The following is a 12,310-nucleotide window of genomic DNA, read 5'->3' on the forward strand; positions in this document are numbered from 1 at the left end:
ATGCTTCCTTATTTCTGTTTTAATGCTTTGATGCGGCTAGACAAACTAAAGAGTCTGATAAAACCTTCAGCGTGGCTTTGATTGTAAACATCGTCTGCACCAAAGGTTGCGAAGTCTTCTGAATATAGACTGTTCGGCGATTGACGCTGCACAACGGTAGCCTGGCCTTTGTATAGTTTTACGACAATTTCGCCAGTAACCAATTTTGCAAAGCTTGCTGCGCTCGCTAATAAAGCATCATTGAGAGCTGTAAACCAGCGACCGTCGTACATCACATGTGAGAACTCAAGCGCAAGTTGCTCTCGGAATTTCAGTGCTGACTTGTCTAACACAAGACACTCGAGGGCTTTATAAGCTTTCATTAACACGGTACCGCCTGGCGTTTCATAGCAGCCGCGAGATTTCATGCCAACCAGTCTATTTTCTACAATATCAATCCGTCCAACGCCGTGTGGTGCCGCTAGTTGGTTAAGCTCTACCAAGGCTTGATAAGGAGACAATGCTTTGCCGTTGACATGCGTTAAGCGGCCTTCATCGAAGCTAAGAGAAATACGCTCTGATTTATCTGGCGCATCCTCAGGATCAGTTGTCATTGTCCAAACTTGCTTGCTTGGTTCACACCAAGGATCCTCTAGTTCACCGCCTTCGTGCGATATGTGCCACGCGTTTGCATCACGGCTGTATATTTTAGTTGCTGACGCACTTGACTTAATATTTCGGCTAGCCAAGTAGTCGAGTAAGTCTTCACGCGATACCATGTCCCATTCACGCCAAGGAGCAATTACTTGTAAATCCGGCGCTAATGCTGCGAACGCGCCTTCAAATCGTACTTGGTCGTTGCCTTTACCGGTGCAGCCATGGCTTAGCGCATCGGCACCTACTTTGCGAGCAATCTCGACTTGGGCTTTGGCAATTACTGGTCGAGCCATCGATGTTCCCAGCAAATACTCGCCCTCATATACCGCACCCGTTGTAATGGTAGGGTAGATAAAGTCGCTAACAAACTCTTCTTTCAGATCGACAATGTGGCATTCACTTGCCCCAGACGCGATGGCTTTGTCATACAAGCCTTCAAGCTCTTCTTCACCTTGACCAACATCGGCAGCAAAGGCGACGACTTCGCAATCATAGTTTTCCTTGAGCCAAGGCATAATTGCCGATGTGTCGAGTCCGCCAGAGTAGGCTAATACGACCTTTTTTATATCGTGTTTGTTGTCTGTTAACGCCATTCTTAAATCCTTAATTACTGATAAGCCAATGTTATTAGCTCAGTTGTATAAATAGGTAGTGATATTTGTCTATGTACTATAGTTGCTAATCGCAAAGTTGCTAACTTCAATCTAGCGCAACATTGCCAACCAGCATCGCCAAAATGGCATTTTGTGCATGCATGCGATTTTCAGCCTGGAGCATTAATAATGATTGCTCGCTGTCCATTAAGCTGCCGCTTATCTCTAAATCACGATGAGCTGGTTGGCAGTGCATCACGTAGCTTGCGCCTGACTTTTTCATCAGTGCTTCATTTACTTGATAGGCTGCAAACTTTTCTTTTATTTGTGCCAATGGCGTGTTGTCGCCCATGGAGAGCCATGTGTCGGTATACAGAATGTCGGCCTGTCCTAATTCGTCAATGTCATTTGCAATGGTTAGGCTCACATCGTTTTCAAACGCTAATTTAGCCGCATGTTTAGCGATGTTCGGGTTAATTTCGAAACCTTTTGGTGTGATGACTGTTTGATGGCAGCCTAAAAGTGCACCCACTATCAATAGTGAATGAGTCACATTATTGCCGTCTCCAATATAGGCCATCGTTTTACCTTTAACCCCACCCAACTTTTCAAACATAGCGAGATAGTCAGCTAGCGCTTGGCACGGATGATAGAGATCGCATAAGGCATTGATAACCGGAACATTGGCACCTTTGGCGAGATCAACCAGCGTCTTATGCTCGTAAACTCGCGATACAATGGCATCGGCCCAGCAGGCTAGATTAGCGCCAACATCAATGGGGTCTTCTCTGTCTTTGAGCGGAGAGCCTTGGCTGTCGACATAAACCATATGTCCACCGAGTTTATGAATGCCAATATCGAAGCTCACTCTTGTGCGTAGCGACGGTTTCTCAAAAATCGCAACGATTGATTTACCCTCTAAAGGGCGGCCAAATTTTTCAGGATGCGTTTTAAGTTCGACTGCAAGTTTTAATAACGAATGCATCGAAGTTGGTTTCCATTCTCTGAAGCTGAGTAAGTCCTGCATTATCTATTCCTATCCTTTTCTATATTCAGTATATTTTGCTCGTATTCACAATCGTTATGAGGAAGGGCTCGAGGTGATTGAAGTGCCTATCTTTCTGTTTGTTTGTGAAAACATCATGTTGATATCATTCCAACTGCCTATGCTGACTGCTTTACCCAAGGTTTTAGATGCCTCTTGTGCCGCTTTTACTTTAACTATCATACCGTCTGTAATAACGCCTGCGTTGATGAGGCTCGCTATTTTAGCGTCGTCTAAATTCTGGATATGTGCTTTATTTTCGTCTAAAACGCCGCTAACGTCTGATAAAAGATATAAGTCTGCATACAGTAATGAGGATATGCATGTTGCTGCTTGATCGGCATTTACATTATAAAGTCGACCCTTCAGATCGCTACCAATAGAGCAAATAATCGGGGTTAAATTTGCGTGCATAAGCTGATGCAATAATTTTGCGCTACGTGGATGCGGATACCCAACAGCCCCAAGCATTGGCATGACTTCCTCGCAAACAGCTAAATTACCATCAGCTAAAGAGATACCAACACAGGTTAAACCTGCTTTTGTTGCCATGCAAACCATCTGTTTATTTAATGTGCCTGCCAATACACCGGTCACTGCTGGCATTTGTTCATCGGGCGATATACGCAAACCTTCATGCTTTTCGCTAACAAAACCAAGCGCAGTTAGTTGAGTTTGCAATTGCGCGCCTCCGCCATGCACTATTGCAACGTTATGACCTTGATGCTTAAGAGCGGCGACGGAGGAAAAGAAACTATCTTGCGCCTGCTGGTCTTCAAAAAAATTGCCACCCACTTTTAATACAATATTGCTGATATGGTGTTTGGCTGCTTGAGCAGTATTATTCATATTTACAATAGTCCTGTTTCGGTTGCTTGGTTGAATACTAAATTTGCGCATTGAACAGCTTGAGATGCTGCGCCTTTCAATAAATTATCTATCGCCGAACATACCACTAAATAGCCGCTATCTTCATCGAATTTCCAATGTATGTCACAAAAAGCAGTATTTGCAACATCGTCAATTTTCGGCCATGAATCACGTAAGCGAACCATCGGTTGATTGGCATAATGCTGTTCAAATTTCTGTTGAATATCGGCCGTCGTTATACCGGTGCGCAAACGCATTGTAATGGTTGCCAAAATACCTCTTTTGAATTGACCAAGATGAGGTGTAAAGATAACCGAAGTGCCGCAATATTCTTCAATCTCTGGCGTATGACGATGCCCCAAAACACCGTATGCTTGCAAACTTACTTCAAAATAACTGGTGGTCATAGAAGGTTTCCGGCCTGCTCCACTTACACCCGATGTTGCATTTATTATCGGTCTGACATTGGGATCGAGAAAGCCTGCTTCAGTCATTGGTTTGAGAGCTAATAAAGATGCAGTGGGGTAGCAACCGGGCACAGCAATAAAACTGGCTGTCTTGATTGCATCTTCGTGCCATTCGGCTAAACCATAAACTGCGCTACTAAGCACGCCAGTTTCTTGATGTTGAAAGCCATAAAATTGCTCGAATACTCGCGCATCTTTGAGTCGAAAAGCGCCAGACAAATCGAAAATTTTGGCTTTTTTTCCACTCAACGCTTGCGCCCAATCGTGGCTTGCTTCATGTGGTGTTGCTAAAAAAATGGCACCATATTGCTCGGCTATTTGGCTTAATTCGCCAGAGTCTAATGACTGAGTGACAAGTTCGGTTTGTCCAAACAACTGTGGATGAATAGCGCCGATCGGCTTATCACTGTCAGCGCTTCCAGCAGAAACATAGCAGGTGTCCAAAGAAAAATGTGGATGCCGAATCAATATTTTAATTAATTCGGCGCCTGTATAGCCACTGGCGCCGATGATACAAGTTGAAATCATAGTAGTGTCTTTTTTTTGAAGGTAAAAATCCCTCTCACCCTCAGTGTAACCTAGCAGTAAAGATTACACCAAGAGCGAAAGTGCTATGGTCTTTTAAACGACAATCTCGAAGCAATGCTTGAAGCAATAACCAGAACGATATCGTCGTAAGAATTCCCGATAGCAAAGGGAGGGAGGGAGATGGGATAATGGCATCGATAATAAAAATTTAATAGTAAATTTAGTCACTTAAAAAAACTCAGTTACAATTTAGTCTCAAACACAATGGTTATTGTGATGTATATGTTAGGAGAATAGTAAATATTGAATATTTATGCAATAAAAATGTATAAATAATTATTGCTTGGTTGTTGCTCTTTATTGCTATGTTGTGATTTTTCATAAATAGCAATACTATTTACCTTATCGGATTGAATTGTTATCCAACCTTGAAGCGAGGTCTTATGTCTGTAAAAACCATTGCCCTAGTTGCACACGATCATAAAAAAGCAGATATCGTTGTATGGGCGCAAAAGAACAAGGAAGCGTTGGCGTTATTCAAAGTGGTTGCCACAGGTACGACAGGAAGTTTGTTGCTTGAAAAAGTCGGTTTAGATATCACGCGCTTGCAAAGTGGCCCCTTAGGTGGCGATCAGCAAATCGGTGCCCTCATTGCCGAACAAAAACTGGATGCGCTATTTTTCTTTTGGGATCCAATGAATCCCGTGCCGCATGACCCTGACGTGAAAGCTCTGCTGCGTCTGTGCTCGGTATGGAATGTGCCAGTGGCTTGTAATGTTTCTAGCGCAGATATGCTGGTCTCATCACCTTTGTTCTTAGACCCAAACTATAAGCCTGACTTACCCAACTACGACAAATAATTAATTAATAGGAATCGAAAAGCACCAAGCATTACTCATTATTAGTTGTCTTCAGCCGATAGCAACTTATACACATTTTTTTGCTTGGGTTAGCGCTATTTTGTTTTAGTCACACCCGAGTACTTTATCGCGAAATGGATGATCATATGACCGAACAAACACAATACCCGTGGACGCTTCAAGCCCATAAAATATTCAGATGGATCCTCTTAGTACAACTTGCGATATCTATTTTTATCGGGTTTATTACCGATGATTTGTTTACCGCGTTCATTGTTGGGCTGCCAATTGTCGCGATCCCTTTTATTTTTAGTCTCCAACAACCGCATGCCGTTATCAGTCGACATATGATAGCGGTTGCGACCCAGCTGATGACTGCTCTGCATATTCAACAAGCATATGGCATGACCGAAATGCATTTTGAAGTGTTTGTTGTTTTGGCCTTATTGATCCTCTTCCGCGACTGGAAAGTTGTCATTTCCTGCACCCTGACGGTTGCCGTTCACCATATATTGTTCTTCATTTTGCAGACCAATGGTGGCGGAGTCTTTATTTTTGAAGACAATAAACTGTTCTTCTATATTCTTGTTATTCATGCCTTATTTGCTTTAGCGGAAGGCGGCGTGTTGACTGTGCTGTCGCGCAGCAGCCACAAAGAGGCTGTAGCTGGAGAATTATTGAAAAGATCAGTGATGAGAATAATGGGTTCTGACGGTCGCATTGACCTGCAAGACTCGCAGCTATACGACCATCCACAACTAGCAGAATTTAACCGTTTGATTCGCGGCTTTAAAGCACTCATCGATAAGGTGAACAGCGTTGGCGTGGGCTTGGTTAACATTGTTGAAAAAGTAAAAGGCGCGTCGGATGATTTGGATAGCTCTGTTGACCAGCAAAATCAGCAGGTCAGCAGTATCTCATCCGCAATGCAAAATATGACGACAAGTATCAATGACGTAGCAACCTTATCCCACAGTGCCAATCAAATTGCCGATAGAGCAAAAGTAGATACCGACGAAACGAGAGACTCCATTGAAGGCTCTAGCAGAAATATTGCTCAGTTAAAGTCAACATTGCAAACGACATCACAAGCGATCGGTGATTTGAGCCTGAAATGTTCTAATATATCTGAAGTGATGCAATCGATAAAATCAATCGCAGAGCAAACCAATCTTCTAGCGCTAAATGCTGCCATTGAATCTGCAAGAGCGGGAGAGCATGGTCGCGGTTTTGCTGTCGTGGCTGATGAAGTGCGAAATTTGGCTATTAAGTCAAAAGAAAGTGCTGAAGAGATCGAACAGATCACGAGTCAACTAACCGAGAGTGCAAATCATTCGGTCGAGAACATGGACAACTGCGTCGCAATGGTTGAAAAGGCTGTTGAGTCTGCGGCTCAATCTTCAACAAACATGGCGGCGGTACTCAGAGGAATTATTGAAGTCAACCAAAACGTAACGACGGTTGCAGGCTCGGCCACGGAGCAAGCTCAAACTTCTCAGTCAATTAGCCAATCGGCTCAAGAGTTGGTTCTACTATTCACGGATGAAAAGGAACAAGTTCAAGGACTCAAATTGGACGTTGCAGAACTCAATCAACTTGCAACCGATTTAGCAATGCAGTTGAAAGCTTTTAAGGTTTAGGCTTTACAGGCTTATGGGCTCTACAAATAGTAAAAGCGAGCGCAGAATCATTCGATGGCTGCTTCCATTGGCAGCGGTAGTCTGGTTCTGCATTGCGTTCTGGGCCATCAACTGGGTCGGTGAGAGCAAATTTAAGGATTTCGATCCAGAGTTGAGACTCTCATCTGAAATGATGTCACTTTCAATGGAAGCAGAGTTGCTTAGCTTGCTGCCAGCTAGCGTCGAACAGAATGGCGAAGAAAATATAGATAGTGATGCTGAAAATGTAAACGGGACTATCTACCATATTACGCAAGGCTCATGCTTTTGTGAAACATTAAGCGAATCACATAAAAATACGCTGAATGAGTGGGCATCAAGTGAGCAAATATCTTACCAAAATATCGATGTTTCAAGTATGTCTACGCTGCGACGCTTTGTGCCCTCAACTCCTGCTGTTATTGTTTTGAACAAAAATCGAGAGCTTGTTTATTTGGGACCATATTCGACGGGTATGGGATGCTTTCAAAGTTCCGGTATGGTAGATGATAGAATTAAACCTTACTTTCAAAACTCCGCGGATACACTTCGTGCAACAATACAGAGTGAGGCTAAAGGCTGCTACTGCGCCACGACAGCCCCACTTGGTCTGCAAACTTAAGTCCTTAATTCATTGAAGATGAGTCATCGCTTTCTTCTTTGAACACTTCGTCATGGTCTTCTCCATACTTTCTGTCTCGTTGTTGATGCATTTTGCCTTTTCTGTCTTTCTTCATGATTTTTTCGAACTTTTTGCGCTGCTCTGCGCTTAATACACTCAGCATCTCAAATCGCGCTTTGGCTTTGTTAACAGCCATATTGAGTTTCTGCTGTCGGTTGTCTGCATGGATCGCTAGCCACGCATCTTCATCGAACTCCTTGGCTTGAATTATCTGAGTAAGTTGCGCTTTAACAATTTTAGCTTGTGCTCTATTTACTTGCTTTTCGGTTTTATTCGCTAGCATCATTTCCGTTAACTTTGCCTGTTGCTCAGTGTCCAGATCTAAAGCTTTAACGATACGCTGCATTTTTTTTCCTGGATTTTTATGCTTTTTACCGTATTTTCTGTCTTTTTTATCCTCTCGAGCTGCAATAAACTGTGCTTGCTGTTCTGGGCTTAGCTGATTGAACACTCTATTTTTACTTTTTGCTTCAATTAGCTTACTTTGTAAATTAAGTTGCATTTGCTGGTCGATGGCGTTTGTAACTGCGACTTCATCCCAGCTGCTGCCTTGCATAATAGAACGCATATTTTCTCGCAACTGCTGTTGTTCAGAGCGATATACGCTTAAATCTTGTTTGTTTTCTTTGCGTATTTGCTTGATGTCTTCTTTTTGTTGCTGAGTTAACGACAGGCTCGCCATCAATGCGCATTCATGTTCACCGTGGTTTCTTTCTTTCGCATTCACTGCATATGAACCCGCACTCAACAAGCTTGCTAGTGTTAAACTAAGTAGTAATTTTTTCATATTCTTTCCTCTCGAATTAAGCGAGTTATTAAAGTTAGGTCTTAATAAACTGTCGAGATAAATCATAGCGCAGTCAATGCAAAGAAACGCCAAGCTAGTGTAAAGCTAGTGTAAAGGTGTCAGGACCTTGCTTAAAATTCACTTATAATAGTGTTGATGATAAGCTCAAACCTGCTATGAGGCCTGTCGTATAGGTCAATAAAGCATTAAGGCGGATAAATGTACCAAGTATTAATAATTGACGATGATGTAGCATTGACGCAAATGCTAGCCGAATATTTACAGCAAAATGGCTTTGCCGTTGATGTTCAAAATTCTCCATTGTCGGCTATTGCAGAAGTACGAGAAAAAAGTTTCGACATCGTTTTGTTGGACGTCATGATGCCTGAATTAGACGGTTTCGAAACGCTAAAACAAATCCGTGCTTTTTCTATTGTGCCGGTCATCATGTTGACCGCTAAAGGGGAGGATTATGATCGTATATTAGGCCTGGAACTGGGCGCCGATGATTATCTTGCGAAACCATTCAATCACCGCGAACTGTTGGCTCGAATGAAGGCTCTCACGCGAAGACTTGATGACTTGAGCAGCTTCAACCAAGTTCAGAACCTAGAATTTCACGGCATAAAAATAGAGGAGTCTAGCCAACGAGCCTTGATTGCTAATCACACCGTTGATTTAACGAGCACTGAGTTTCACTTACTGGTGCTTTTGATGAAGCACGCTGGTCATTTGTTAAGTAAAGAAAAGTTGAGTGAGGAGGTATTAGGCCGTCGACTCAGCGCTTTCGACCGCAGTTTAGATATGCACGTAAGTAATGTGCGCAAAAAGCTAGCGCAACATGGTATTGAAAATGTGATTAAAACCACTCGAGGTTCAGGCTACATATTTATGAGTGAACTGTAATGCGGCTTGCTAAGTTTAATCCTTTCAATTCGCTATTTGGACGCGTTTTTGTTTGGTTCTGGACTGCTTTGCTCGTTATTTTAGTCAGCGCGTTCTTTTTGACAAAACAACTTACGGACGTGTTGGAAGTTAATGCAGTGAGCGAAAAGCAAGAAATGGAGGCCGGTGCAACAATTCAGCGTCTCAGTAAAGTCTTGTTGCGCAGTAGTAATTTGCATCAATCTTTGCGCAGATTGGGCAAGCGGAATGGGCTTCAGATAGTAGCAATTAATACTAAAACAGAGCAACTTCGTACTAGCTTTCCAGGACCATTGGCAGGCAACGTCAACGAATTAAAAGCTTTCGTTGAAAGTGATGCACCACTGCTAATAAGACTCAATAATATGGAATTCGTTGGGCCTTATAGTCTTAGTTTTAAGCAGGAAGAATACGAGGTGTATGTTGGCCGCCTTTTGATGCGCTCAGAGAGGAATGTGATGTCTCGCTCTAAAGTTGCTACAGCGGGTTTAGTGTTGGCTATTTTTCTGAGCACAGTGTTTTGCTTTGTTTTGGTTTTGAGTATCACAAAGCCCCTTGGCGCACTGCGTTCTGCTAGCAATCGATTGGCTAAAGGCGATTTGACCACACGCATTCAAGGACTAGAGAGTAGGAAAGACGAGATAGGTCATTTGGCTAACGATTTTAATACGATGGCGTCTCGTCTACAAAGTCTGATCGATGGGCAGAAGACATTGATGGCAAACGTATCCCATGAATTGCGCACACCTCTGACCCGCCTGCAGCTTGCGGTCGCTCTGTTAGAGGGGCAACTGAGTACGGAATCTGACAATACATCGAGAGATTTAAATGAAAAACATTTGGCACGTATTGAAAGTGAAATAATCAAGATGGATCAGATGATTGGACAAGTACTAACATTGGCAAAAATTAATGCTTCTCAGCAATCTATTGATTTGCAGGAAGTAAGCTTAAGTTCGTTGCTAAAAGATGTCCTTCACGACGCAAGCTTTGAGGCAGAGGCATTGAGAAAGAAGCTTACGATCAGCGCTATTCCAGATCTTGTGATACACGCTGACATGCGTTTACTAATCAGTGCAGTCGAAAATATTCTTCGAAATGCCATTCGTTTTGCTAAAAAGGAGGTTAGCTGTGAATTTAATATTACTTTGTGTGAATTAGCTGCAAATGAGTCAACTTCCGGTAAATTCAGCACAGAATGTATTGAAATTAAGATAACGGACGATGGTTTGGGTATGACTGGGATTGAACTCGACACCGTGTTTGATCCCTTTTTCCGTGGCAGCCATCAAGTGCATGAAGTAAGTAAAGGCGCTGGACTTGGTTTATCTATCGCCAAGGCAGCGATTGAAATGCATGGTGGTCAGATTTTTGCGCAGGCTCGCGATATAAAACTCGCAGAAGCATCGCCTTTGTCTGGCTTATCAGTAATAATACAGCTTCCGATTGTCCGAAAATCAACATAGCGATGACATGCAGTTAACGAAAGAGACAGAATTGCCAGAAAAGTTTGATAGCGTTATCAAACCCTGGTTCAAAACCAAGATGACGTCTGGGTTTTGGACTTTAGCTGACGGCACTTCGCTGCATTATCGATATGCGCATCACAGTGCAGCCAAATCCATTATTGTAATTTCCTCTGGCCGCGTGGAGTGTGCAGCTAAATACGCCGAAATTATCTATGATTTACATCAAAATGGTCATTCGGTGTTTATTCATGATCATCGTGGTCAAGGCTTGTCTACTCGTTTAGATGAGAATCCTCACTGGGGTTATGTTGAGGATTTTAATCAGTATGTAAGTGATTTTGGCAGCATGATTGACGACGTTTTGCTGCCGATGTTAAATGAGAATTATGTAAAAGCGGATCACAATGCAACAAATACTGAAGCGCTAATGCTTAACCACGCGCTTCCACCACTGCATCTGCTTTGTCACTCAATGGGAAGCGCAATTGGTGTGTTGCTTGTGAAAGCTCGTCCTGAACTTTTTGCTAAAGCCGTTTTTTGCTCGCCTATGTTTGGGATAACCCCACCATTGCCGCCATGGATTGCAAACTTTTTAGTTCGACTTGGTGTTCGTTTCAACAAGTTGAGAGGAAAACGGACGAGTTACTTTTTTGGGCAAAGCGACTACAGTCCAACCGCGTTCTACAAAAACCGTTTGATGAGCAGTAAGCTTAGATATGAGATTTTTCGTAGAACCTATGCAGAGCAACCTGAGTTGCAGTTAGGTGGAGTAACCTACGAATGGTTAAATGCGTCTTTAATTGCGATGAAAGAAATACGTGAACAGGCCAGCAAAATTGAACAGCCTTGCCTTGTTCTCTATTCTGGCGCCGACACGGTAGTGGCGAATGAAGATATTGAACAGGTAATCAGTGACTTCAAACACTGTGAATCAACATTGATACCCGAAGCATTGCATGAGTTACTATTCGAAAAAGACAAGTTTAGAACGCCTGTTTTAACGAAAATACTGAGTTATTTTTCACCGTAGTAAGGTTAAATGGAGATTTATTACCGTTCCCTTGTTTAGAATGAAAGTGAGAATTGCATGCCATAAAAAAGTGTTTTATTTGCATCCCAATATTCAGCATCAATTTGACGCGCTTTCATAAAGCCTTCAATTCGTAAATTCCCTGCTTGTATCCCTGCACCGAAAGCAGCGTAGCCATCTAGATGATCTGAATCATAATTGCCATAACCGTAATGAGAATCAAAAACTTGGTCGTTATGCTCTTGTTTGTAAAATGCCTCAAATACGTCGAAACCACCTTCAACATACATGAATACGTCGCTAAAGTACCCAAAGCGAACGCCTAGATCTAGTCCAAAATACTCTTGTTGATAACCAAAGTCGTCTATTACGGTGATGCTATTAAGGGAAGTAATAAGCTCGCTTTTAAAGTTGCTGTAGCGAGGGCCCATTATGCCCGAAAAACCGACGCCGGAAATACTGTCGGTGTCGTTTAATTCATGCTTAGTAAAAATAGTGAAGCGATCAGAAGCGACTGCGCTCGCGGATACGAATAGTAAAATAATTAAGGCTGTTTTTTTCATTATTTTTGCGAGTTAGTTATTGTCTTTAGGTTTTAAGATACACACTTGTATCTGAATCAAACCTGAATGCAGGATAGTTCGTTCTCTTTTGTTTCGATAGGTACAGTTAACTAATACTTCTGTGTTAGTTTCATACTCAACATGCCACCTAAGGCCCGTATACTCATTGAGTCAGACATTATCAAGGTACTTTAGGTC

Annotated in this window: 12 protein-coding genes; 6 read left to right on the forward strand and 6 right to left on the reverse strand. The window is 42.6% G+C overall.

Features of this window, described 5'->3' with window-relative positions:
• Positions 1–8: 8 nt before the first annotated feature.
• The 4 genes from GNIT_RS02265 to argC form a co-directional block, all read right to left on the reverse strand.
• The gene (locus tag GNIT_RS02265; RefSeq protein ID WP_014107511.1) at positions 9–1,229 is read right to left on the reverse strand and encodes an argininosuccinate synthase; all 1,221 of its coding nucleotides are present in this window, start codon (positions 1,227–1,229) and stop codon (positions 9–11) included.
• Positions 1,230–1,335: 106 nt separating this feature from the next.
• The gene (locus GNIT_RS02270) at positions 1,336–2,259 is read right to left on the reverse strand and encodes an ornithine carbamoyltransferase (RefSeq protein WP_041246269.1); all 924 of its coding nucleotides are present in this window, start codon (positions 2,257–2,259) and stop codon (positions 1,336–1,338) included.
• A 51-nt stretch (positions 2,260–2,310) separates the two neighbouring features.
• Positions 2,311–3,123, reverse strand: a complete 813-nt coding sequence (argB, locus tag GNIT_RS02275) for an acetylglutamate kinase (protein WP_014107513.1) — start codon at positions 3,121–3,123, stop codon at positions 2,311–2,313.
• 2 nt (positions 3,124–3,125) lie between these two features.
• On the reverse strand, positions 3,126–4,139 hold the full coding sequence (gene argC, locus GNIT_RS02280) for an N-acetyl-gamma-glutamyl-phosphate reductase (RefSeq protein ID WP_014107514.1): 1,014 nt from the start codon (positions 4,137–4,139) through the stop codon (positions 3,126–3,128).
• Between the two features lie 443 nt (positions 4,140–4,582).
• Between argC and GNIT_RS02285 the strand changes: the two genes are divergently transcribed.
• The 3 genes from GNIT_RS02285 (at position 4,583) to GNIT_RS02295 (ending at position 7,279) form a co-directional block, all read left to right on the forward strand.
• Complete coding sequence (locus tag GNIT_RS02285) at positions 4,583–4,999, forward strand: methylglyoxal synthase (protein WP_014107515.1); 417 nt, start codon at positions 4,583–4,585, stop codon at positions 4,997–4,999.
• A gap of 146 nt (positions 5,000–5,145) precedes the next feature.
• Entirely contained in the window at positions 5,146–6,639 is a 1,494-nt protein-coding gene (locus GNIT_RS02290) for a methyl-accepting chemotaxis protein (RefSeq protein WP_014107516.1), read from the forward strand.
• Between the two features lie 13 nt (positions 6,640–6,652).
• Positions 6,653–7,279 carry a DUF6436 domain-containing protein gene (locus GNIT_RS02295; protein WP_014107517.1) on the forward strand — a complete coding sequence of 209 codons (627 nt, stop codon included), beginning with the start codon at positions 6,653–6,655 and terminating at the stop codon, positions 7,277–7,279.
• A 4-nt stretch (positions 7,280–7,283) separates the two neighbouring features.
• Here the strand turns inward: GNIT_RS02295 and GNIT_RS02300 are convergent, their stop codons facing one another.
• Positions 7,284–8,126, reverse strand: a complete 843-nt coding sequence (locus tag GNIT_RS02300) for a Spy/CpxP family protein refolding chaperone (RefSeq protein ID WP_014107518.1) — start codon at positions 8,124–8,126, stop codon at positions 7,284–7,286.
• 219 nt (positions 8,127–8,345) lie between these two features.
• Between GNIT_RS02300 and GNIT_RS02305 the strand changes: the two genes are divergently transcribed.
• The 3 genes from GNIT_RS02305 to GNIT_RS02315 are packed head-to-tail and all read left to right on the forward strand — an operon-like array spanning position 8,346 to position 11,549.
• Entirely contained in the window at positions 8,346–9,032 is a 687-nt protein-coding gene (locus tag GNIT_RS02305) for a response regulator transcription factor (protein WP_014107519.1), read from the forward strand.
• The gene (locus GNIT_RS02310) at positions 9,032–10,516 is read left to right on the forward strand and encodes an ATP-binding protein (RefSeq protein ID WP_014107520.1); all 1,485 of its coding nucleotides are present in this window, start codon (positions 9,032–9,034) and stop codon (positions 10,514–10,516) included. The genes GNIT_RS02305 and GNIT_RS02310 overlap by 1 nt, the downstream gene beginning before the upstream one ends.
• Positions 10,497–11,549, forward strand: a complete 1,053-nt coding sequence (locus tag GNIT_RS02315) for an alpha/beta fold hydrolase (RefSeq protein ID WP_238526928.1) — start codon at positions 10,497–10,499, stop codon at positions 11,547–11,549. Before GNIT_RS02310 ends, GNIT_RS02315 begins: the two co-directional genes overlap by 20 nt.
• A 35-nt stretch (positions 11,550–11,584) precedes the next feature.
• Here the strand turns inward: GNIT_RS02315 and GNIT_RS02320 are convergent, their stop codons facing one another.
• Entirely contained in the window at positions 11,585–12,112 is a 528-nt protein-coding gene (locus GNIT_RS02320; RefSeq protein ID WP_014107522.1) for a hypothetical protein, read from the reverse strand.
• Positions 12,113–12,310 lie beyond the last annotated feature (198 nt).

The organism is Glaciecola nitratireducens FR1064 (genome assembly GCF_000226565.1).
In the GTDB taxonomy this organism is placed as follows: Bacteria; Pseudomonadota; Gammaproteobacteria; order Enterobacterales; family Alteromonadaceae; genus Glaciecola; species Glaciecola nitratireducens.